The following is a 23,265-nucleotide window of genomic DNA, read 5'->3' on the forward strand; positions in this document are numbered from 1 at the left end:
GCCTGTGCCCGGTGCCGCGTGGGCGGTTTCTCGTAGACGCGATTCTCGTACACGATGGACGGGTGACACCGATGGGCACCGACGCCGCAGAGGGGATTGCCGCCTGGCCGTTCCCGGGATTCGCCGCACCGCTGATCGCGCGGCTCGCCCGGCTTCGTCAGCGCCTGCGGCAGGTGGACCGGGCGCATCCGTGGATCCTCGACGCCGCGGTCACCGTGCTGGTTTTCGTGCTGTTCGGCGGGCCGGACTTCGTGCGGCCCGCGCACTCCGGCGGTCCGCGCGATCCGCAGATCGTGCTGACCCAACTGTCCGCACCCGTGATCGTCGTGCTGCAGATCGGCCTGCTGGCGCCGCTGTTCTGGCGGCGGCGCGCGCCGTCGGTGGCGTTCGGGGTGATCGCGGCGGTATTCCTGGTGCAGTGGTTGTCGGGTGCGGGTCTACGGGCGGATGTCGCCCTCTTGATCGCGCTGTACAGCGTGGCCCTGCGCGCACGCCCGGCACATCTGCCCTGGATCTGCACCGTGGCGGCCGCGGTCATGGTGCCGGTCGCGATCCGGGTCGCCAGCGGAGCCCTGCGGTGGGAGGTGCTGTTCTTCCTGCTCAGCGCCGTGACGGCGGCCGTCGCGCTGGGGCTGACGGTGCGGGCGCGCCGGGCGCAGCTCGCCGCCCTGCGCGAGCGCGCGGCCCGGCTGGAGATCGAGCGTGACCAGCGCAGCAGGCTGGCCGCCGCCACCGAACGCACCCGGGTGGCCCGGGAGATGCACGACATCATCGGCCACAACCTGTCGGTCATCATCACGGTCGCGGACGGCGGGGCCTACGCCGCCGAGGCCGATCCGGCGCGGGGCAGGGAGGCGCTGCTGCTGATCGGTGACGCCGGACGACAGGCACTGGGCGAACTGCGCCGCATGCTCGGTGTCCTGCGCGAGCGCGGCCCGCAGCATGTCCCCGAGCTCGAGCCGCAACCGGGTATCGCCGACCTGGAGGGGCTGTACGCGCGGGTGCGGGCGGCCGGAACGGAAGTCGTCTACCACACCGGCGGCGAGTTGGACCGGCTCGATCGCGGCGTGCAGTTGATGGCCTATCGCATCGTGCAGGAGGCGCTGACCAACACCCTCAAGCACGTCGGTCCCGGCAGCCGGGCCGACGTGTCCATCGACACCGATGGCGCCCGGTTGCGAATCCGCGTGCACGACACCGGAAGACGTGACGGCGCCACCCGGCCCGACGCCCCTGGGGAGGGCCATGGGCTGGCCGGGATGCGCGAGCGCGCGGCGCTGTACGACGGAACCGTCACCGCCGGACCAGCTTCCGGTGGGGGCTGGACCGTGGAGGCTGTTCTCGACGTCGCCCCACTCCCGAATTCCGTAGGCGGACAACCGTGATCACCGTCCTGATCGTCGACGACCAGCCGCTGCAACGCTACGGCCTGCGCATGCTGCTGGAGGCCGCGGCAGAGACCGGGGTGGTCGGCGAGGCCGCGAACGGTTCCGAGGCCGTCCGCTCCGCGGCGGAATTACGACCCGACGTCGTGCTCATGGACATCCGGATGCCCGGCATGGACGGTATCGAGGCCACCCGGCAGATCGTCGCCGCCGGGGGACGCTCCCGCATCCTCGTGATGACCACCTTCGACCTCGACGAATACGCGTACGCCGCGCTGCGCGCCGGGGCCAGCGGGTTCCTGCTCAAGGACGCGCACCCCGAGGAACTCCTGGCCGGAATCCGCGCGGTCGCCGGCGGTGACGCCGTCATCGCCCCCACCCTCACCCGCCGCCTGCTCGACACCTACGCTCAGCGCCTCCCCGCGGGCCCGCCCGCACCGCCCGGCGGCAACGACCCGCGCTGGCTGGCCCTCACCGACCGCGAACGGGAAATCCTCACGGCCATCGCCCAGGGCTGGACCAACGGCGAGATCGCCGAACGCCTGGTGCTCTCCGAATCCACCGTCAAAACCCACGTCGGCCGCGTGCTGTCCAAACTCGGCGCCCGCGACCGAATCCAGGCGGTGATCCTCGCCTACGACCTGGGCCTGACCCATCCCAACACACCCTGACATCGGTTGGGCCCGAGCCTCATCCGTACAGCATCGGGAGATCGATCAGCGCGACCTGTTCCGACTGCGCCGCGGTCTGCGCCTTGTGGTTGAAACCCGCGCCGCTGAAGCACAACAGTTTCGTCCGGCTGGTGTCGTACTTGCCGTTGCGGGTGATCACATCCCGGATGTGGCGCAGCCGATCCAGATGCCCCTCACCCATCGTGTCGTTCCATTTCGCCTCCCCGATCGCCAAAAGCGGTGGCTTGCCGCCGTCGGCCATGCCGATCACGGCGACATCGATCTCATGACTGGTCCGGGTAGCGGTATCGTGGACTACCCCGTGCCCGACCTTGGCCGGAAGCTCCTCGAACAGTTCGGGATCCGCGTGGTAAAGCACCCAGTCCCGGCACGTCTGCTCGAAATGCGGTCCGAGCACGTTGCTCACGAATCGACGTCGGCTGGCCCGCCACACCCGATCCGCGCTGCCCGGACGCTCCAACTGATCCCAGACCGGCCGCATGATGGCGTGATAGAACCGGATGAGCGGCTCGGCTATCCGATATGTGGACCTGTTGTCCCGGAACACATCCGCATCGCGATGCAACAATCCGACGTCTTCCAGCACCGCAATGGGGTGACTGATATCCGGCGCCTTGCGCTCGAGGTAGCCCGCGATACCGCCGCGAGTCGCGTTCCCATCCGCGACAGCGCTCAGAACGGACAAATACAGTGCCGTATCGCGCAATTCGGGTTCCTCGGCCAGCAGATATCGCGGCTCCCGAAACAGCGGCGTCTCCGGATTCATCACCGTACGAACCACCCATGCATCGAAATCCTCGGGGCCGCTAGGGGTGTCACCTCGCGCGAACTCCCTGCGGTAGGCCGGAGTACCACCCACTATCGAATTGACCTGTAGCGCGAGACGCGGATCGGTGATATCCCAGAACTCGGCCGCGAGCCGGTAGTCCAGCGGGCGAACCAGCAACTCCAGGCCGGCACGACCCCGGAGAGGGGCGTTGCCGGACAAGATCCGTCCCATGAACGACAACGCGGATCCGCACAGCAGCAACCGAGTTCGAGAATTCGTTCGCTGTGCCCGGCGTGGCCGCAACGCCTCCTGGATGATCGACGGCAATTCCGGATTCGCCTTCGCCAGATACGGGAATTCATCGATCACCACCGGAACCGGCTGATCCGTACCCAGGCTCAACAAGGTATCGATCACCTCGGCCCACCCGTGGAAATGGAACGGGCTCACCGGACCGAGGTGAGCGGTCAACGCCGCGCTCACTCGCCGCAGCGACTCGGCGTCGGTCGCCTCCGTGGCACCGAAATAGAACCCACCCGTCGCCGCGCACACGGACTCGAGCAAGAACGTCTTGCCCTGCCGACGTCGACCGGACACCACACCCAGCGTCGCGCCCGGCTGCTCATCCGAGACGAATCGTTCCAGCGCCGCCCACTCGTAGTCTCGGTCGAACATGTCAGTGGGCTTGCGCACACGGCCTCCCAGTTTATAGGGGTACAGTTTATAGAACTGTACCCCTACAAACTGTAGATGCGGCGACAAGCAGCTTGGACCGAATGGGTACGGGAGATTCCAGACCCCCGATCTCACCGGCCCGACAACACTCACCCGCTGTCAGCGGCTGCGGACGCTCACGTTCGCGGCGGTGAGGACGTCGAGCAGGCGGGCTACCTCGTCGCGGAGGCAGCGGGCCGCGTCCGGGCGGCCGGCGAGTTTGTGCAGGAGGGCTCGTTGGAACAGGCCGTCGAAGACGGCGTATACGGCGCCCGAGGACATGAGCAGGGGGGCGCCGGAGAGGGCGGCGTAGCGTTCTACGACGTTGCCGATCATTCGTTCGCGGCGCTGATCGATTTCGACCACGTCGGCGCGGAAGGACTCCTCGAACAGGCTCTGGTTGCGCAGGTCGTACCAGAGACGGTGCAGGTAGGCGTCGGCCTCCAGGGTGGCGGCCATCGCTACGGAGAACTGCTCGCGTAGTTCGGTGGCCGTGGTCGCGGCGTCGACGATCTCGTCGTAGCGCGTGACGCAGATCGCCTCGTACTGGCGCACCGCCTGGGTGATCAGTTCGACCTTGTCGCTGAAGTAGTAGTGCAGCACCCCGTGGGTGAATTCGGACTTCTGCGCGATCTCGCGCAGGCTGGTGCGGGCATATCCCAATTCGGCCAGCGCGTGCAGCGCGGCGTAGGCGAGCTCTGCGCGGCGCTCACCGAATTTGTCGACCTGCCGCCGCGCGATGCGGCTGGACTTCGTGGCGAGTATTTCGGTCACTGTCGGCATACCTCCGCCTCTGTGAGTTGGCCCCAGTGTAACGCGAGCGCGTGCACGATCGTCAGAAGATTTCTTGACGGTCGTCAAGGAAAGGCTTGACGACCGTCCAAACAACGTCGAGACTGTGACCCAGATCGCATTTTCACAGTCGGTTCTCTGGAACCGTCGCAGGATCAGGAGACGTCGAAATGAGCGAGCGGCCGATACACACAGCTGTCCTCACACTCGTGACACCAGCGGACACCAGCGAGGCGGCGGCATGAGCGTGTTCGAGCTGACCGGACGTAAGGCGCTGGTGACCGGCGGCGCACAAGGGCTGGGGGCGGGGATGACCCAGGCCCTCGCCCGAGCGGGAGCCGCCGTCGCCATCGCCGACATCAACGAGGATCGGGGCAAGCAAACCGTTGAGGCGCTGCGAGATTCGGGCGCGACCGCGGAATTCGTCACGCTCGACATCACCGACGACGCCCAGTGGGAACATGCCGTCGCCGACACCGTGGCCGCCCTCGACGGCCTCGACATCCTGGTCAACAACGCCGGTGTCGAAATCACCGGCCTGATCGTGGATCTGGATCCCGCCGCGGTCCGGCGGATGCTCGATGTGAACGTGCTGGGCACAGCGCTGGGCATCAAGCACGCCTTCCGGGCCATGCGGCCGGGTGGCGCGGCGGGCCGTGGCGGCGCGATCGTGAACACCTCCTCGGTCGCGGCAACCATTGCGTGGCCGTCGATTTCGATCTACTCGGCGACCAAGTCGGCGGTCGACCGGCTCACCCGGGTCGCGGCGATGGAGTCCGGCAAGCTCGGCTACGGCGTGCGGGTCAACTGCGTGTACCCGGGCCTGGTGCCGACCGAGATGGGCGCCAAACTCGCCCAGGACGTGGCCGACCTGGGCCTGTTCGCCAGTCAGGAAGCCGCGGTCGCGGGCGTCATCGAGCAGACCCCGATCGGCCGGCTCGGAGAGGTGGCCGATATGGCCGACGCGGTGGTGTTCCTGGCCTCCGATGCCGCTCGCTTCATCACCGGGGCCGGCCTGCCGGTCGACGGCGGAATGGGGATGTGATCATGAAACCTGTTGTCGTATACGGCGCTTCCGGCTACACCGGGCGGCTGATCTGTGAATACCTGCGCGAGTTCACCATTCCCTTCGTGGCCGCGGGCCGGGACAAGGCTCGCCTCCAGGAGGCGATGGACCATGTCCCCGGCATCGACACCGTCGAGTACGACATCGTCGAGGTGGCACACGAAGTCGGCCCGCTCACCGAGCTGTTCGACAGTGCGAGCGTGGTATGCAACACGGTCGGCCCGTTCGCCCAGTACGGCCCCGAGGTCGTGGAGGCATGTCTGGCCAGTGGCACCCACTACCTCGACACCACCGGTGAACAGGACTGGCTCATCACCTGCGACGAGCAGTACGGACCGCGGATGGCTGAGCGGGGGCTGCTGTTGTCTCCCGGCATCGCGCAGATGTACACGATCGGCGAGATCGCGGCCGATATCTGTTTGGAGACACCGGGTTTGGACACCCTCGACATCGCGGTGTTCTGGAAGGGCTACCCCACCGTCGCCTCCACGCTGACCATCCTGGTCAACGCCGCCCTGTCCTCGGCGTACTACCTCGAACAGAACAAGTACGTCGAATGGCCCGCCGACACCGGTGTGTACGAGCTGGTGGTACCCGGCCAGCACGAACTCGGCCTGGCGCTGCCCTGGGGCGGCACCTCGCATCCGGTGTGGTTCCGGCGCGATCCGCGCGTCGCCAACGTCAAGGTGCTCGGCGGCGTGGTCGACCGGCCGTTGATGCAGGGCGTCCCGCAGATCGTGGCGGCGGTCGTCGAGCAGGTGAAAGACCTTCCCCTGGAAGAGAAGTACCGGGTGCTGGCCGAACAGGCGGCCGGCGTCCGCAGCGAGATGCCGCCGCGGGAGAACCCGCGCGTCAACACCTCGCTGGATTCGGTCCATGCGTCCGGCCCGCTCGGGCGCGCACACTGCGTGATCTACGGAAACTGCAACTACAAACAGACCGGGCTTCTGCAGGCGTACGCCGCGAACGCACTTCTGCAGACGCCGCCGAAACGGGCCGGGTTCGCCTCGGCCTGTCAGGCATTCGGTCATCGTGAGTTGCTCGGCGTACTGCGCGGATTCGGACTGGTATCCGAGCCGGTCCTGACCGTGCACCGTTGATCACGCGCCGGATCGCCGGGCACAGCGCCGTGCCCGGTGATCCGGCACCCCGCCACCACTATTCGCGAGGACGCTCGGATGCGGTTGACAGACTTTCTCGACAAGGGGGCATCTCTCGGCCCCGGCGCGCCCTGCCTGACGATGGGCGGGAGCACTCGCACTTACGATGCGGTACAACGGTTGTCGTGGCGCATCGCGCGGGCGCTGGACCGCTCAGGCGTCCGCCCGGGCCAGAGCGTGGCGATCCTGTCCGCCAACGACGCACTGGCATTCGGATGCGTATTCGGCATCGCGCGGGCCGGGGCGGTGTGGTGCCCGATCAATCCGCGCAACGAGGCCGCCGAGAACCGGGACCTGCTGGACCTTTTCGACTGCACCTGCCTGATCTTCCAGGCGTCCTTCGCACCTCTGGTGACAGCCATCGCAGCCGAGCTACCGAAGCTGAAGACACTGGTTTGCCTGGACGAAAGCGCGGACGGCGCGGTGTCTTTCGATGAATGGGTGCAGGACTGTGGCGAGGAGCCATGGACGGCCGAGCCGCCGGACGATCTCGCGCTGCTCGTCGGCACCGGCGGAACCACCGGACGCCCCAAGGGAGTTCGGCTCACCGGACACAACATCGAGACGATGACCGCGCTCACCCTGATGAGCTACCCGTTCGAGCCGCGCCCCCGATATCTGGCCCTGGCCCCGCTCACCCACGCCGCGGGTGTGCTGTGCTTCCCGATCCTGGCGCTCGGCGGCGAGATCGTCGTCCTTCCGAAGCCCGACCTGGGCGATTTCCTGGCCGCGATCGAACGACACCACATCACCCACAGCTTCCTGCCGCCCACCCTCATCTACATGCTGCTCGACCATCCCGCCCTTTCGCAGACGAATCTCATTTCGCTGCAATGCCTCTGGTACGGCGCGGCGCCGATGTCGCCCGCCCGCCTGGAACAGGCGCTGGACCGCATCGGACCGGTCATGGGCCAACTCTACGGTCAGTCCGAGGCGCCGATGATGATCTCCACCATGGCTCCGCGGGATCACTTCCACCCCGACGGCACGCTCGCGCGCGAACGATTCGCCTCGGCCGGGCGGCCCACCCCGCTCACCCAGGTCGCCGTCATGGACGCCGCCGGAGGGTTGCTCCCCGCCGGTGAGCGCGGCGAGATCGTGGCGCGAGGTCCGCTGGTCATGGCCGGTTATCACAAGAATCCGGAGGCCACCGCCGAGGCCAGGCGGCACGGCTGGCATCACACCGGCGATATCGGCTACCTCGACACCGACAATTTCCTGTACGTCGTGGACCGCGCCAAGGACATGATCATCACCGGCGGCTTCAACGTCTATTCCGCCGAGGTCGAACAGGCCCTGCTCGAACATCCCGCGGTCCAGGACTGCGCGGTGATCGGCCTGCCCGACCCGAAATGGGGCGAACGCGTCACCGCCGTCGTGGAATTGCACCGCGGCGCCACCCTCTCCCCCGAGGACCTGCGCGCCTTCGCCCGCGACCGGCTCAGCGGCGTGAAAACACCCAAGCAGATCGAGATCTGGGCCGATCTGCCCCGCTCCAAGCTCGGCAAGGTGCTCAAGCCCGACATCCGCGAACGCATGCTGCGAACGCCCTGAAGTCCTTCAGCGCCCACGTTCGTTGTCGCGCTGAGCCATTTCCTTCAGCGCCCACCGCGCCCACTCCTGGTTCATGGCGAAATAGCGTTCGCCCCACTCCATCGCGATGCGACCGTAGGTCGAGAAGTCGTCGTCGTCCCAGTCCACGGCCGCCTTCAGGTCCAAGAGCTCGGCGAGACTCTTCTCGGATCGGGTCTCGAGCGCGGCCATGTACTCGCGGGCCTGCTCCGGGGCGATGGCGCCGAGGAAGAAGACTCGCAGCAGCATTTCGTTGCGCGGCGGGCGGGGCAGGGCGCCGGCGAGCCACTGCCGTAGCTCGGCCCGCCCCTCCTCGGTGATCGAGTACTCCTTGCGCCCTCGCGGACCCTCGTCCGTCACGGCCAGCAGGCCGGCGGCGGCGAGCTTGGTGAGCTCGGTGTAGATCTGGCTCTGCGTGGCCGGCCAGACGTTGGCCAGCGATTTCTTGAAGCGTTGTAGCAGGTCATAACCGCTGGATGGACGGTCGGCGATGAGGCCGAGCATCCCGTATCGCAAGCTCATGTCGTCACCTCACTGTTGTTCATGAACTCATCCTACATTCCAGTATTGACATGTCGAAAAAGCATCCTCTATCTTCGACATGTCACAACTGGAATATTCAGCACCGAGCCTAGGAGCTCCCCGCGATGTCGTACTTGCGCACCTTCGCCCCCTGGATCATCTACGCCGTTGTCCCCGACCGGTATTGGATGTGGGCGGCACTGGCCGCCCTGATCGTCTCCCTCGTCGGCATCGCCCGAAACGTCCGGGACGGCCGACCGGCCGATGCCCAGCTGATCGATATCGGTTCCGCGCTCTTCTTCGCGGGAATGACCATCTGGGGCTTCACCGACCCGCACACCGCCCTGCATCCCTACGCCCCGGCCATCTCCTCGGGAATCCTCGCGCTGATCGCAGGCGTCTCGATCGCCGTGCGCGAGCCGTTCACCCTGGCCATCGCCAAACAGGAAGTCCCGCAAGAACAGTGGAGCAGCCCGCTGTTCGTCCGGACCGGCTACATCCTCACCTCCGCATGGTTCGCGAGCTTCGTGATCGGCTGCGTACTGATGATCGCCCTGGCGCACGACAGCACTCCCCGCATCGTCGTGCAGGTGCTCGCCTTCGCGCTTCCGGCCACGTTCACCGTTCGCTACGCCGCCCACATCAAGGCGAAGGCGCGGGCACTCGGCGGCCAAGCCGCCGCCTCCTGATCACACCGCACCAACAACTTCCACCAGATCGGTTGCCCTCATGATGACTACCCCCGTCCCATACCTGACCGGCAACTACGCCCCGGTCACCGAGGAACTCACCGCCTTCGACCTACAGGTCACCGGCAGCATTCCCCCCGAGCTGACCGGCTGGTATCTGCGCAACGGCCCCAACCCGCACGCCGCCGCCTCCAAGCACTGGTTCGTCGGCGACGGCATGGTGCACGGCGTGCGGATCGAGCACGGCCGCGCGGTGTCCTATCGCAACCGCTGGGTTCGTACCGCGACGTTCACCGCCGACATTCCCAGCTATGACTCGCAGGGACACCGCGATCTCACCGCGGGATCGGCCAACACCCACGTCATCCGGCACGCCGGGCGGACGCTGGCACTGGTCGAGTCGTCCTACCCGTACGAGCTGACCTGCGATCTGGATACCGTGGGCCCCTACGACTTCGACGGCAAGCTGCACACCGCGATGACCGCCCACCCGAAGATCTGCCCGATCACCGGCGAACTGCATTTCTTCGGTTACGCCCTCACCGAGGCGCCCTATCTGACCTATCACCGCGCCGATGCCGAGGGCAATCTGGTGCTGAGCCGTCCTGTCGACGTGCCCGCACCCACCATGCACCACGACTTCAACCTGACCGCCGAGCATGTCGTATTCATGGACCTCCCAGTGCTTTTCGACCGTGCGGCCGCGCAGGCCGGTGAGGGAATGCCGTTCCGGTGGAGCGACAGCTACCAGGCGCGGCTCGGGGTGCTGCGGCGCGACGATCCGCACGGCCCGATCCGCTGGTTCCCGATCGATCCGTGCTACGTCTTCCACCCGCTGAACGCGCACGACGAGCCGGGCCGAATCGTGCTGTACGTGATGCGTTACCCGGAGCTGTGGCGAAGGGACTCGAAGGGTTTCGACAAGGCCACCCTGTGGCGCTGGACCCTCGACCTGACCACCGGTCAGGTCACCGAGGAACAGCTCGACGATCGCGCCGGGGAATTCCCCCGCGTCGACGACCGGCTCACCGGTTCGAATTCCCGCTACGGACATATCGCGGTGACCGACCCGTCCGGTGGTGCGCTGGTCCGCTACGACCTGCACACCGGAAGCAGTACGTCCCACGAGTTCGGCGCCGGCCACATCCCGGGCGAGGCGTCCTTCGCGGCCGCCGACGAGAATGCCGGTGGCGCGGGATATCTCATGACCTACGTCTACGACACCGACACCGATCGCAGTGATCTCGCCATCCTGGACGGCACCGACCTGGCCGCCCCGCCGGTCGCCAGGATTCATCTGCCCAGCCGAGTCCCCTTCGGCTTCCACGGCAATTGGCTGGCCGACCATTGAGTGCATGCGCGCTGCCCGGCTCCAACTTGCCGGAGTCGGGCAGCGCAAGTCCGGTACCGCCTCCCGGCCGAATGGGCCGGGCCGAACGGTACACACAGACGAGTCCTGTTGGCCCAGAGCCAGATAGACGTTGAGACCTCCGGTGATGATTACCGGAGGTCTCAACGTCTGCGGTCGTGGCCCTGGCTACTCGGTGACCTTGACGGCGCCGGACGGGCAGATGTTGGCCGCCTCCCTGGCGGCGCCTTGGACATCGACGCCCGGATCAGGGTTCAGCACCGCGACCAGGCCGTCATCGTCCTGGTCGAAAACATCGGGTGCGGTCAGCGCACAGAGTCCAGCGCCGATGCAGACGTTTCGGTCGGCGGTCACCCGCATGGTCAGTCCTTTCCCCCGGTCACCAGGTGACCGGAAGTTCGTTGACGCCCTGGATCGTCGAACCGGGCCGCAGGGTCAGTTGCTCGGTCGGTACGGCCAGCCGCAGCGTCGGAACGCGGTCGAACAACGCCTCGAGGATTATCTCCAGTTCCAGGCGGGCCAGGTTCTGCCCGAGGCACTGATGCACCCCGTAGCCGAACGCGATGTGGTGCCGGGCCGAGCGATGCACGTCGAAGGCGTCCGGCTCATCGAACACCGAACCGTCGCGATTGGCAATGGAGTTCGTGACGATCACGCCCTCGCCCGCCTTGATCACCTGTCCATCGATCTCGATGTCGGCCTTCGCGACTCGACCGCCCGCGATATCGGCGATGGCCAGGTAGCGCAGCAACTCTTCGACCGCGCCCGGAATGAGGCTCCGATCGGCACGCAGTGCGGCATGCTGATCCGGATGTTCCAGCAGGGTGATCACGGACAGCGAAGTCATGGACGCGGTCGTCTCGTGACCGGCTACCAGCAGGAGCACCGCGGTCGCGATCAGTTCCTCCCGGTCGATCTCACCATTCGCCAATTGCTCGGCGACCAGGGTCGACAGCAGGCCGGCCCGCGGTTTCGCCTCTACCGCGGTGATCAGCCCGTCCAGGTAGGCATTGAGGTCGTCGCGCGCGGCCAGCGTGCCGGCCGCGGTCGTCGACTGAACCAGACGCCGGCTCGCGTCCTGGAAGAAATCGTGATCCTCGTACGGCACACCGAGCAGCCGGCAGATCACCAAGGACGGGACGGGCAGCGCGAACTGGCTGACCAGATCGGCGGGTGGACCGGCGGCGAGCATGTCGTCGATGAAACCGTGCACGATCTGCTCGATATCGCCGCGCATACCTTTCACGCGCTTCACCGTGAATTCGCTGATCAGCATCCGCCGCTTGGGACCGTGCTCCGGCGGGTCGAGGGAGATGAAGGCCGGGCGCCGCTGCCGGGTGGCGGTGAAGCGCGGCGACGTGGCCGGAAAGTCGGGGTGGGTCCGGTCGGACGACAGGCGAGGATCGGCCAGCAGCGCGCGGGCCGTCTCGTGCTTGGTGACCACCCAGGCCGGGCGGCCGTCGAACAGGGCCACCTTGTGCAAGGCGCCTTGCGCGTCGCGAAGCTGGGAGTACTGCTCGGGTAGGTGATAGGGACAGGTGCGATCGCTGGGAAATGCGGGAGCGTTCTCGGTCTGAAGCGACGAAACAGTCTCGGTCATGCGGTCCCCTCAAGATCATAAGATACTATCGGTACTCTAATTTCAGGTTAAATGCCGCCCGTAGGGAACGCAACGTTCTCTAGATGACACGTCAGGAGACTCGCTGGCAGTGAACGCCGAGCAATCCGCCGGTGCGACGGTCGACCATCGCAAGAGTCCGCGCCGACGTGGCGAGGAGCTGGAGCACGCCATCCTGACCGCGACGCTGGACGAACTCGCCGACGTGGGCTATGCCGCCCTGACCATGGAACGGGTCGCGCTGCGGGCGCACACCAGCAAGGCCGTGCTCTACCGCCGATGGTCCGGTCGCGCCGAGCTCGTCATCGACGCCTGCAAATTTCGCGGTATCCCCGATGTCGATCTTCTCGATACCGGCTCGCTCCGCACGGACATGATCGCCGTGCTGCGCCAGATGGCGGCGAACATGGCGACGCCATTCGGTGGCATCCTGCGCGGCCTGCTCTCGGAGATGACGCGCGATCCCGAATTCGGCCGGCTCATCCGGGAGCGGGTGCACACGAGCGGGCCCGGATCGATCGAGGAGATTCTGCGGCGGGCCGTCGAACGCGGCGAGGTCGACCCGACCATCCTGGGCTCCCGCCGGGCCACGGTCGCGACCGACCTGCTGCGCAACCAGTTCCTGCTGTACGGCATACCCATCGACGACGAGGTCATCATCGAGATCGTCGACGACGTGTACCTGCCGCTGGTCCTGCGCCCGGCCACCGCGCGCGGCTCGGAGTGATTCGCGCCTCCTTGTCGATTCGCCACGCCGCCGTTCGTTCAGTTAGCGAACGCAGGCCGTGCCCGAATCCGAGGAGTAGTCATGAACGAACTGAACACGCTGATCAGCGACCTGGTCGTGCCCGAGTCACCGCGGTGGCACGACGATCGGCTCTGGTTCGCCAACTGGGGTGTCGCACAAGAAATCGTCGCCGCCGAACCGGACGGGAACGTCGAGGTGATCGCGCGAGGCCCCAAATCCGCCGGATTCTCTCTCGACTGGCTACCCGACGGGCGGCTGCTGGTCACCGGCGACGACCGGTTGCTGTGGATGGAGGCGGACGGATCGCTGGTCACGCACGCGGATCTGAGCGGGGTAGCCAGTGGGATCAACGAGATCGTCGTGGACGGTCGCGGCAACATCTATCTCAACAGTGTCGAATTCGCCTTCGGCCAAGAGGATTTCCGGCCGGGCGCGATCGAGCTGGTCACACCCGACGGAGCGGCACGGCGGGTCGCCGAGGACATCTGGTTCCCCAACGGCATGGTCGTCACGCCGGACAACTCCACGCTGGTCGTTGCCGAGAGCTGGGCGAGCCGTCTCACGGCGTTCGACATCGAGCCCGACGGCGGATTGACCAATCGGAGGGTGTGGGCGAATGTCGGCGGCGACGGCATCACCATGGACGCCGAGGGTGCGATCTGGGCATCGGCGGTGGTCGAGGACGGCCCGGTGGTGCTGCGGGTGCGTGAGGGTGGCGAGGTCCTCGACCGGTTCGAGCTGCCTGCCGCATGTTTCGCCTGCATGCTCGGCGGTCCGCACGGTACGACACTGTTCCTCGCCGTCGCTCGGTGGCAGGGGGTGGAGCGGATGGGTGAGCTGTTCGGGCTGCACACCGGGCAGATGCTGACGACCGAGGTCGCCGTCGCGCGCGCCGGGCGGCCCTGACTCGCCTCACCTCGCGGAACGTCCCTGAATCGGCATTCGTCTCGGGTAGTTTCGGGCACGGTGTCGAATGTGAGCTCGCGCGTTCGTCTAGGGGGTAGGAGGCCGGCGACAGGCGGGCCGCAGCAGAGGAGTGAGCATGCAGGAGGGCACGATGAAGCATTACCTGCTCAATATCTACCAGCCCGAGGCCGGTGAACCGCCGGACAATCTCGCCGAGATCATGGACGAGATAGCGACCCTCAACGACGACATGCGCGCGGCCGGTGCGTGGGTGTTCTCGGCCGGGCTGCATGCGCCCAGTTCCGCCACAGTCGCGCAGGCCAAGGGGGACGGCGTGCTGATCACCGACGGCCCGTACGTCGAGAGCAAGGAATACATCGCCGGGTTCACTCTGATTCGCGCCCAAGATCTCGATGAGGCGCTGCGCTGGGGTTCCAGGTTGGCCACCATCCTGCGCGGCCTGCCGGTCGAGGTCAGGCCCACCGTGGACGAATAGATGAATTCCCGTGCAGGATGCGATGTTCCGGCGATCGACGCGGTGTTCGCCGAACACTATGGCCGGGCTGTCGCCAGCCTGATCCGCGTCTTCGGCGATATCGACATCGCCGAGGACGCGGTCCAGGACGCCTTCACCGCGGCGATACAGCGCTGGACCGTGGACGGTGTGCCGCCCAGCCCGCCCGGCTGGATCATCACCACCGCCCGCAACCGCGCCATCGACCGGTTGCGGCGCGAGGCGGCGCGCCCGGACAAATACGCGCAGGCGGCGATGCTGCACGCGCAGGACGAACCGATCGAGGTGAGCGCGGTGCGCGACGACCGCCTGCGGCTGATCTTCACCTGCTGCCATCCCACACTGTCCGCGAACGCCCAGGTGGCGCTGACCCTCCGGTTGCTCGGCGGGCTGACGACCGCCGAGATCGCGCACGCGTTCCTGGCCTCGGAATCGACCATGGCACAACGACTCTCGCGCGCCAAGAGCAAGATCCGCGACGCGCGCATTCCGTATCGGGTGCCGGACGACGCCGAACTACCGGCTCGCCTGCGTGCGGTCCTGGCCGTGATCTACCTGATCTTCACCGAAGGTCATACCGCCACGGCGGGCGCGCATCTGGTCCGCGCGGACCTGTGCACCGAGGCCATCCGGCTGGGCCGGATCCTGGTCGAGCTCATGCCCGACGAGCCGGAGGCCGACGGGCTACTGGCGTTGATGCTCCTGTCCGAGTCCCGCCGCCCGGCCCGCACGGACGCCGCCGGGGCCCTGGTGCCGCTGACGCAGCAGGATCGCCGCCTCTGGGATCCGGCGCTGCGCGACGAGGGACAGCAACTGGTACGAAAATGCCTGCGGCGCAACAGACCAGGCCCGTATCAGATCCAAGCGGCGATCAACGCCGTGCACGCCGACGCCCGCGCGCCCGCCGACACCGACTGGCGCCAGATCGTCCAGCTCTACGACCACCTGCTGACGATCGCGCCCAGCCCCGTCGTCGCGCTGAACCGCGCGGTCGCGATCGCCGAGATCGATGGTCCGGCAACCGCTCTCGCCCTGGTGGACGATCTCGCCCTGCCGAATTACCACCTGCACCACGCCATCCGGGGCGAACTACTCGCCCGGCTCGGGCGCACTGCCGATGCCACAGCGGCTTTCGACGCCGCACTCGCACACACCAGCAACACGGCCGAACGCGAATACCTCTCCCACCGCCGTGACGCGCTCGCCGGCCACGGCTGATCACCCAGGACACCTGACTGCCCGTCCCGGTATGGATCGCCGCACCGTCCCCGCACCGGTCTGGATCGCCCACACCGTTGGACCCGGCCGAGTGCCCGAGCCGCCCTCGTTCACCAGCAGTAGATAACCCCACTCCCCGTTCAGAAAGGCGGCATCGGCGAGTCCGTGGATGGATGAGCCCGCGTCGTAGATTGGACTCATCGTGAGCGAAATTCCAGGAATGCCGGCCGCGGACCCGGCCGAGCGCAGGTAGCGGCGGAAGCGACCGCCCGGCCCTGCGGCCGGTATGCCGCGCGCCCTCCGGAATCGCAGGCACGACATCGTTTACTCTGTGACGGCTCGCGTGTCCGGCGACACAGAAACATACCGGCTGACTATGGGAGTCCCGTGAATTTGTGGAACTACGTCCGGGGACGGGAGGGCACGCTGGCGTATCTCACGTATCAGCATGCGTCCCTGGCCTTTCAGACGGTCCTGGTCGGGACGGTCATCGGCATTCTGATCGCGATGGCCGTGTATCGGTTCCCGCTGGTGTCCGCGCTCTCGCTGACATCGAGCCGGGTCGCGTTGACGATTCCGTCGCTCGCTTTGCTGGCGCTGCTGCTGGTGCCGTTCGGGCTCGGCGTGGTGCCCTCGTTCATCATGCTGGCCTTCTTCGCGGCGCTGCCGGTGATCGGCAACGCGATCGTGGGCCTGCGGTCGGTACCGGGCTCGGTCGTCGAATCCGCCAAGGGCATCGGCTTTTCCCGGCTGCGCATTCTGCTGACCGTCGAATTCCCGATCGCCTGGCCGGTGATCCTCACCGGGATCAGGGTGTCCACGCAGATGATCGTGGGCGTCGCCGCCATCGTCGCCTACGTTCTCGGCCCCGGCCTCGGCTCGCTGATATTCAACGGCCTGTCCCGGCTCGGCGGCGCGAACGCCCTGGAAATGGCCCTGACCGGCACCATCCTCATCGTCATCATCGCGCTGGTGCTCGACGGACTGCTCGTCCTGCTCGGACGCCTCACGATCGCGAAGGGACTCTCCTCATGACCGCTGCCGACGTGACCGGAGTGCCGGAGCGCAACGTGACCGGCGTATCCATCACCCTGGATTCGGTGGTGAAACGCTATCGGGGCCAGGACAAACCGGCGGTCGAGAGCCTCGACCTGGAGATCGAGGCGGGCCATATCGTGGCGTTCGTCGGACCCTCCGGGTGCGGCAAGACGACCACGCTCAAGATGATCAACCGGCTGATCGAGCCCACCGAGGGGCGCATACTCATCGGCGGGCGCGACGTCACCCGGGAGAATCCCGACAAGCTGCGGCAGTCGATCGGATATGTCATCCAGTCCGGTGGCCTGTTCCCGCACTGGACGGTCGCCCGGAACGTCGGCGCCATCCCGCGCGTACTCGGCTGGGACAAGAAGCGGATCGCCGAGCGCACCGAATACCTGCTCGATCTGGTCGGCCTGGACCCGGGCACCTTCGCCGACCGGCTACCCAAGGACATGTCCGGAGGTCAGCAGCAGCGGGTCGGCGTCGCGCGCGCGCTCGCGGCGGATCCGCCGGTGCTGCTCATGGACGAGCCGTTCGGCGCGGTCGACCCGATCACCCGGGTTCGCTTGCAGGACAGCCTGATCGCGATTCAGCACGAACTCGGCAAGACCATCGTGGTCGTCACGCACGACTTCGAGGAGGCCACCAAGCTCGGCGACAAGGTGCTGATCCTGTCCGAGGGCGGCCATATCGAGCAGTACGCGCGCCCGGAGGAGATCCTGACCGATCCGGCCACGCCGTTCGTGGAGGAGTTCATCGGGTCGGGTGCGAAGCTCGCGTATCTGACCGTGCAGCGGGTGCGGGATGTCGCCTACGACGAGGTGATCACCGCGAAGATCGGCGAATCCTCGCAGGCGGTGATCGAACGCGCGAAGGCCGCCGGGCAGTCGTGGGTCGTGGTGGTCGACGCGGCCGGGCGCCCGCGCTCGTGGCCCACGCTGACCGAGGTGGCCTCGAAACCCGAGGTCTCCGACTATCTCGACCGGCGGCTGCCGGTCGTGGCGCGATCCTCGACCCTGAACGACGCACTCGATGCCATGCTCGCGGCCAGCCAGGGCGCCGCGCTCATCACCGACGGCCGGGGCGCGGTCGTCGGCTCGCTGAGCATCGGCTCGGTGACCGAGACCATCCAGGCCAAGCTCGCCGACGTGCGCTCCGCGGACGAGGAGTCCTCCTACGAGACATATGTCGACGGAAGCGACCCGGCGCCGACGCCGGTCGTCGCGGCCGAGGACGAGGCCGAATCGGTCGGGCAGTCATGAATCGCCTGCGCCGCATGCCGATCGATGTCTGGTTCGAACCGCTCATCATCCTGGTCGTCGGTGTCGGATACTTCGCCTGGTACGGGTCGGTGACGCTGACCACGACCGAACAAGCGTCGCTGGGCTGGGCCACCCTGCAGAACACCATCCTGCAGCACATCAAGCTGACCGTGGTGGCCACGCTGATCGTGGTGGTGATCGCGATTCCGTTGGGCATCGCGCTGACCCGGCCGTCGTTGAAGCGGTTCGAACCCATCGCGGTCAACATCGCCAACGTCGGTCAGGCCGCACCCGCGGTCGGTCTGCTCGTCCTGTTCACCTTCTGGCTGGGCACCGGATTCCGCACGGCGATAACCGGTCTGGTCGTCTACGCGATCCTGCCGATCTTGCAGAACACGATCATCGGGCTGCGGCAAGTAGATCAGCGGACCATCGAGGCCTCGCGCGGTATCGGCTTCTCGGCGGCGCGGACGCTGTTCCAGGTCGAGCTGCCGCTCGCGGTGCCGGTCATCCTGAACGGTGTGCGCACGGCGCTGGTCATTCTCGTCGGCACCGCGACGCTGAGCACGTTCATCGGCGCGACCAGCCTCGGCACGCTGATCACGACGGGCGTGACGCTGTTCCTGCCCAGGCTGCTCATCTCCGGGGCGATCCTGGTCGGACTGCTGGCGTTGATCATCGACTGGCTCGGCCGACTCGTGGAACTGGCCGCCACCCCGCGAGGTGTCGCATGAGATCCTCACGTGCGCCATTGATTACGCTGCTGGCGGCATTCGCCGTGACGCTATCGACGATCACCGGATGCGGGCTGGTGAGCTCGTCCGGGACCTTCCACAGCGCGAAGCTGCCGGGCGGTGCGCGCCCGCTGGCCGGTGCGAAGCTGACCGTCACCTCGAAGAGCTTCACCGAGGGTGTGCTGCTGGGCAAGATCACCGCGACCTATCTGGCGGCCGCGGGCGCCGACGTCACGGACCTGACCGGGGCCCCGGGCTCGGCATCGTCCCGGCAGGCACAGCTCAACGGCGACGCCGACATTCTCTGGGAGTACACCGGCACCGGGTGGGTCGACTACCACAACGAGACCGAGACGATCTCGGACCCGCAGGTGCTCTGGCAGCGCGTCCACGACGTCGAGAAGCGCGACCACAACCTGATCTGGTTGCCACCGGCCAACTTCAACGACACGTACGCCTTCGGCGCGTCGACACCGACCGCCGAACGCCTGAAGGTCAAGTCCCTGTCCGACGTGGCCGCACTGCCGGTGCGCGATCGGACCTTCTGCGTCGACGACGAATTCTTCAGCCGCTCCGACGGTTTCCTGCCGATGCTGAAGAAATACGGTATCCTCTACAACGATCCGAACGGGGTCCCGGCCGCGAACGTCACGCGGATGGACGCCGGTGTCGTCTACACCGCGACGGCCAAGAGTTCGCCCTGCAATTTCGGCATGATCTACACGACCGATGGGCGGGTGAAGAATCTGCACCTGGTCGTGCTGGACGACGACAAGAAGTTCTTCCTGCCCTACAGCGGCACGGCGGTCGTGCGCGGTGCGATCCTCGACCGCTATCCGCAGTTGCGGCCGCTGATCGCCACGATTTCCGGGCGGCTGACCAACGATCTGATGCAGGATCTCAACGGCCGGGTCGACATCGATGGACAGGATCCCTCCGACGTCGCGTACGACTGGTTGAAGAGCCAGAAGCTGATCGAGTAGTCGCCCCTCCCCCGCGCGAGTATGCGCGGCGGGTATGGGGCCATGACAGTTCGCTATTTCCCTTCTCCAGCGCGACGTACCGGGGCAGTATCGGTTGAGAGTGCCGTTCCGCGATCGGAACGTGTTGTGGGAGACGGGTGTTATGCAGCGCTATCCGATGTTCATCGATGGGTCCGATCACGCGCCGCACGCGGACGCCTGGTTCCCGACCGACAACCCTTATCTGGGTCAGCCGTGGGCCGAGGTCGCCCGGGGTGACGCGGATGACGTGGATCTGGCCGTGCGGGCCGCGGATCGCGCCGGGACGACCGGTCCGTGGGCGGAATTCACCGCCGCCGAGCGCGGTGCGCTGCTGCGCCGCCTCGGGGACGTAGTGGCCGAGCACGCAACAGAACTCGCCGAACTCGAGGTCCGCGACAACGGCAAGCTGTTCGCCGAGATGCACGCGCAGGTGAGCTATCTGCCGCAGTGGTTCTACTACTACGGCGGGCTGGCCGACAAGATCCAGGGGGCGGTGCTGCCGCTGGACAAGAAGGGCTATTTCTCCTACACCCGCAAGGAGCCGATCGGCGTCGTCGGGATCATCACCCCGTGGAATTCGCCGCTGATGCTGCTGATCTGGAAGCTGGCCCCCGCGCTGGCCGCCGGATGCACGGTGGTGGCGAAGCCCTCGGAGTACACCTGCGCCTCGACGATCGAATTGGCGCGGCTGTTCCACGCCGCCGGGCTGCCCGACGGAGTCTTCAACGTGGTCACCGGATTCGGCGATCCCGTCGGCGCCGCGCTGGTGAGCCATCCCCTGGTCCGCCGCATCGGCTTCACCGGATCCGACGGCACCGGCCGGGCCATCGGCGCCGCCGCCGCGCGCGAACTCAAACACGTCGGCCTCGAATTGGGCGGTAAGTCACCGAATATCGTCTTCGCCGACGCCGACCTGGACGCCGCGGTCAACGGCGTGGTCTCCGGCATCTTCGCCGCCACCGGCCAAACCTGCCTGGCCGGTTCCCGTTTGCTGGTCCAGCAGGAGATCCACGACGAATTCGTCTCCCGCGTGGTGGATCTGGCCCGCTCGGCCCGCATGGGCGACCCGATGGACGCGCACACCCAGGTGGGCCCGGTCACCACGCCACCGCAATACCGAAAGGTCCTGGACTACATCGAGATCGCCACCAAAGAGGGCGCGACCGCGGCCCTGGGTGGCGCCGCCGCGACCCGCCCCGAATGCGGCACAGGCTGGTTCGTCGAACCCACCATCTTCACCGGCGTCGAGAACTCCATGCGCATCGCCCAGGAGGAGGTCTTCGGGCCGGTCCTGGTGGTCATCCCCTTCCGCGACGAAGCCGAGGCCATCACCCTGGCCAACGACATCCGCTTCGGCCTGGCCGCCGGCGTCTGGACCCAGAACCTCCCCCGCGCCTTCCGTATGGCCGACCGAATCCGCTCCGGCACAGTCTGGGTCAACACCTACCGCGCGGTCAGCTACATGGCGCCCTTCGGCGGCTACAAGGACTCCGGGCTGGGTCGTGAGAACGGCATGGAGGCCATCAACGACTACCTCGAAACCAAGACCGTCTGGATCAACACCGATGCACCCGTAGGCAATCCGTTCGTCATCCGGTGAGTGGCGATTGGCAGCTCGACCGGAACCCACCCGGCGAGCCACGCCAACGTTCGCTCCTTCCGCCCTCGCCCCCTCCCGCCACGAAACCATCGGCCTGAACGCGAAAACCGCCCGCCGGCATCGCATGTATGTGGCCGTTCCCTGGGATGCCACATATCGATGCGGCATTGCCGGCTTTCCGGGATAGCCCGCCCTGTCGTTCCGTCCGGAGCGACCTAGCTGCATACCCGCTCTCACTGTTTCCCACACCGGGAAGTGCCGATACTGAACACGCTGCGGCTCGTTGGATCATTCAGCCAGCGACGGTTGCGTCTCGGCTCACTGATCTCCGGGGCGGAGAGGAGGTGAGGGCGCCGGATGACGAAGAGCTGGGATCCGTTGCCGGATGGGCTCGTCCGGGTATATCAGGGCGAAGGCCTGATCGGTAGTGGAGCGCAGCAGCCAGGGGTGTCCAGCGCGCCGGATCGGCCGGAGGTGTCGCCCATTCCCTACCAGCCCGGCGCAATCAGCGTGTCGCCGCAGCCCGGCGTCACCACCGTGTCATCACAGCCCGGCGTAACTACCGTCTCATCGCAGCCCGGGGTGACCACCACGTCATCACAGCCTGTCGTGACCACGATGTCACCGCAGCCGGGCGTGACCACCGCGCCGCCGCGACCGGGTGTGCCGAGCGCGCAGGACGTGCAGACGGAACCCGCGCCTCTGGAGCATTCCAAGGCCGTGAGCGCCCCGCCCCGGTCGGCGAGCACGCAGGCCTTGTCGCAGAATGAGGCCGCGCAGGACAGTCATCCTTCGAGCGCGATGCGACCCGGCATCACGAAAAACCCTGACTCCCGGGTCGTGTCGACGTCGCCGGCCGAGGATCCGCTGCAAGACAGAACCGCGAAGCTCCACGAGGCCGCGGACCTGATCGACAGCGCACTCCAGCATCCGCTGTCCGCGCGAACGGTTCTCGCCCTCGGGATCACACAGGCGCTGGCGCCCGCCGTGCTCCCGAGCCCGCCCGCGTCGCTGCGAGAGCGAGCCACCGCGGATTCCACGGCGGGCCGGAACATCGTGGACCGATTCATGAACCTGATGACGGCCGGACAGCAGAACCTGCCCGCGCATTGGACCGTGTGGCCGACCCCGAACGTCAGCCACGTGGTGCAGGCACTCACCTATCACGCCGCCGATCCCGCCGGCGACACTCCTGGCGGCGCTCCCAGCCTGTCCGCCTGGGCCGACGGGATGCAAGCGGCACAGAATCTGGACCGCCGCGGGCACGACCAACTGCTCGAGGCGCAGCGGCTGCTGGCAACCGCCGGCACCGGATCCGAATCGACCATCAACGCGCTGCTCGTACTGGCCGATGCCCTGCCCAAAGCCCAACAGGGTTGCGACGACCGGACCAGTGCAGTGCAGATGCTGTCAGCACACACAGATGAAACAGTCAGCGCGTTCGACAACCACACACAACACACCGAGTCCCTGTTCCACGCCTTTACCCGCGCCACCTGAGCCTTGCCCGCGGGCGAGCGGGACGGACCCGCAGGAGGCCGGCGTTCAGGATCGGCTGAGGTGGCCACGACCCTGGTGTCGATCATGACCGGCACCTACGGCCTGTACTCCGGATCGAAGGCCGCTGTCGAGCGGATGGTGATCGCCGCCGCGAAGGAACTCGGCGACCGTGGCATAACAGTCAACGCCGTCGCACCCGGGCCCGTCGACGATGATTTCTACCGCAGCGCGGAGACCCCGGAATCCATTGCCGCGGCGAGCCAGCACAGTCCACGCGGACGGCTCGGGCTCCCTTCCGACAAGGTCGCTGATGCCGCGTCGGCCGGAATGTGCGGCAAAACCCTGCCGTCTTATTTGGTCCAACAGTATTATCATTACGAATGATCGTCT

The 23,265-nt window shown here is 67.0% G+C and carries 23 protein-coding genes; 18 read left to right on the forward strand and 5 right to left on the reverse strand.

The window, feature by feature from the left end:
• Positions 1–71 precede the first annotated feature (71 nt).
• Both JZ791_RS15240 and JZ791_RS15245 read left to right on the forward strand, forming a co-directional pair.
• Complete coding sequence (locus tag JZ791_RS15240) at positions 72–1,385, forward strand: sensor histidine kinase (protein WP_254205760.1); 1,314 nt, start codon at positions 72–74, stop codon at positions 1,383–1,385.
• Entirely contained in the window at positions 1,382–2,056 is a 675-nt protein-coding gene (locus JZ791_RS15245; RefSeq protein WP_308162937.1) for a response regulator, read from the forward strand. Before JZ791_RS15240 ends, JZ791_RS15245 begins: the two co-directional genes overlap by 4 nt.
• Positions 2,057–2,075: 19 nt before the next feature.
• Here the strand turns inward: JZ791_RS15245 and JZ791_RS15250 are convergent, their stop codons facing one another.
• Both JZ791_RS15250 and JZ791_RS15255 read right to left on the reverse strand, forming a co-directional pair.
• A complete protein-coding gene (locus JZ791_RS15250) occupies positions 2,076–3,539 on the reverse strand; it encodes an AAA family ATPase (protein WP_216895308.1) in 1,464 nt (487 codons plus the stop codon).
• Positions 3,540–3,680: 141 nt separating this feature from the next.
• A complete protein-coding gene (locus tag JZ791_RS15255) occupies positions 3,681–4,334 on the reverse strand; it encodes a TetR family transcriptional regulator (RefSeq protein ID WP_438804524.1) in 654 nt (217 codons plus the stop codon).
• A gap of 259 nt (positions 4,335–4,593) precedes the next feature.
• Between JZ791_RS15255 and JZ791_RS15260 the strand changes: the two genes are divergently transcribed.
• From JZ791_RS15260 to JZ791_RS15270, 3 genes are all read left to right on the forward strand, one after another.
• Positions 4,594–5,397 carry an SDR family NAD(P)-dependent oxidoreductase gene (locus JZ791_RS15260; RefSeq protein ID WP_216895310.1) on the forward strand — a complete coding sequence of 268 codons (804 nt, stop codon included), beginning with the start codon at positions 4,594–4,596 and terminating at the stop codon, positions 5,395–5,397.
• 2 nt (positions 5,398–5,399) lie between these two features.
• A complete protein-coding gene (locus JZ791_RS15265; protein WP_216895312.1) occupies positions 5,400–6,518 on the forward strand; it encodes a DUF5938 domain-containing protein in 1,119 nt (372 codons plus the stop codon).
• Between the two features lie 78 nt (positions 6,519–6,596).
• A complete protein-coding gene (locus JZ791_RS15270) occupies positions 6,597–8,132 on the forward strand; it encodes an acyl-CoA synthetase (protein WP_216895314.1) in 1,536 nt (511 codons plus the stop codon).
• Between the two features lie 6 nt (positions 8,133–8,138).
• Here JZ791_RS15270 and JZ791_RS15275 read toward each other — a convergent pair whose 3' ends face one another.
• Positions 8,139–8,672, reverse strand: coding sequence for a PadR family transcriptional regulator (locus JZ791_RS15275; protein ID WP_216895316.1), 534 nt, complete (start codon positions 8,670–8,672; stop codon positions 8,139–8,141).
• A gap of 125 nt (positions 8,673–8,797) precedes the next feature.
• Between JZ791_RS15275 and JZ791_RS15280 the strand changes: the two genes are divergently transcribed.
• Complete coding sequence (locus tag JZ791_RS15280; RefSeq protein ID WP_216895318.1) at positions 8,798–9,361, forward strand: DUF3159 domain-containing protein; 564 nt, start codon at positions 8,798–8,800, stop codon at positions 9,359–9,361.
• A gap of 43 nt (positions 9,362–9,404) precedes the next feature.
• A complete protein-coding gene (locus tag JZ791_RS15285) occupies positions 9,405–10,712 on the forward strand; it encodes a carotenoid oxygenase family protein (RefSeq protein ID WP_216895384.1) in 1,308 nt (435 codons plus the stop codon).
• A gap of 186 nt (positions 10,713–10,898) precedes the next feature.
• Here JZ791_RS15285 and JZ791_RS15290 read toward each other — a convergent pair whose 3' ends face one another.
• A complete protein-coding gene (locus JZ791_RS15290; protein WP_216895320.1) occupies positions 10,899–11,090 on the reverse strand; it encodes a ferredoxin in 192 nt (63 codons plus the stop codon).
• Between the two features lie 19 nt (positions 11,091–11,109).
• Positions 11,110–12,330, reverse strand: coding sequence for a cytochrome P450 (locus tag JZ791_RS15295; protein ID WP_216895322.1), 1,221 nt, complete (start codon positions 12,328–12,330; stop codon positions 11,110–11,112).
• A gap of 109 nt (positions 12,331–12,439) precedes the next feature.
• Between JZ791_RS15295 and JZ791_RS15300 the strand changes: the two genes are divergently transcribed.
• From JZ791_RS15300 to JZ791_RS15350, 11 genes are all read left to right on the forward strand, one after another.
• Positions 12,440–13,075: a TetR/AcrR family transcriptional regulator gene (locus tag JZ791_RS15300; RefSeq protein ID WP_216895324.1), complete on the forward strand. Its 636-nt coding sequence runs from the start codon at positions 12,440–12,442 to the stop codon at positions 13,073–13,075.
• Positions 13,076–13,156: 81 nt separating this feature from the next.
• Complete coding sequence (locus JZ791_RS15305; protein WP_216895326.1) at positions 13,157–14,002, forward strand: SMP-30/gluconolactonase/LRE family protein; 846 nt, start codon at positions 13,157–13,159, stop codon at positions 14,000–14,002.
• Between the two features lie 136 nt (positions 14,003–14,138).
• Positions 14,139–14,498: a YciI family protein gene (locus JZ791_RS15310; RefSeq protein WP_438804523.1), complete on the forward strand. Its 360-nt coding sequence runs from the start codon at positions 14,139–14,141 to the stop codon at positions 14,496–14,498.
• Complete coding sequence (locus tag JZ791_RS15315) at positions 14,499–15,734, forward strand: RNA polymerase sigma factor (protein WP_216895328.1); 1,236 nt, start codon at positions 14,499–14,501, stop codon at positions 15,732–15,734. It begins immediately after the preceding gene.
• A gap of 387 nt (positions 15,735–16,121) precedes the next feature.
• Entirely contained in the window at positions 16,122–16,769 is a 648-nt protein-coding gene (locus JZ791_RS15320) for an ABC transporter permease (RefSeq protein ID WP_216895330.1), read from the forward strand.
• Complete coding sequence (locus JZ791_RS15325) at positions 16,766–18,037, forward strand: ATP-binding cassette domain-containing protein (protein ID WP_216895332.1); 1,272 nt, start codon at positions 16,766–16,768, stop codon at positions 18,035–18,037. Before JZ791_RS15320 ends, JZ791_RS15325 begins: the two co-directional genes overlap by 4 nt.
• Positions 18,034–18,771, forward strand: coding sequence for an ABC transporter permease (locus JZ791_RS15330; protein WP_216895334.1), 738 nt, complete (start codon positions 18,034–18,036; stop codon positions 18,769–18,771). The genes JZ791_RS15325 and JZ791_RS15330 overlap by 4 nt, the downstream gene beginning before the upstream one ends.
• Positions 18,768–19,754: a glycine betaine ABC transporter substrate-binding protein gene (locus JZ791_RS15335; protein ID WP_216895336.1), complete on the forward strand. Its 987-nt coding sequence runs from the start codon at positions 18,768–18,770 to the stop codon at positions 19,752–19,754. Before JZ791_RS15330 ends, JZ791_RS15335 begins: the two co-directional genes overlap by 4 nt.
• A 142-nt stretch (positions 19,755–19,896) precedes the next feature.
• Positions 19,897–21,375, forward strand: coding sequence for an aldehyde dehydrogenase (locus tag JZ791_RS15340; protein ID WP_216895338.1), 1,479 nt, complete (start codon positions 19,897–19,899; stop codon positions 21,373–21,375).
• A 357-nt stretch (positions 21,376–21,732) separates the two neighbouring features.
• A complete protein-coding gene (locus JZ791_RS15345) occupies positions 21,733–22,875 on the forward strand; it encodes a hypothetical protein (protein ID WP_216895340.1) in 1,143 nt (380 codons plus the stop codon).
• Positions 22,876–22,950: 75 nt separating this feature from the next.
• On the forward strand, positions 22,951–23,259 hold the full coding sequence (locus JZ791_RS15350) for an SDR family oxidoreductase (protein WP_308162938.1): 309 nt from the start codon (positions 22,951–22,953) through the stop codon (positions 23,257–23,259).
• Positions 23,260–23,265 lie beyond the last annotated feature (6 nt).

Origin of the sequence: Nocardia alni (assembly GCF_019038435.1) — a bacterium.
GTDB lineage: Bacteria > Actinomycetota > Actinomycetes > Mycobacteriales > Mycobacteriaceae > Nocardia > Nocardia alni.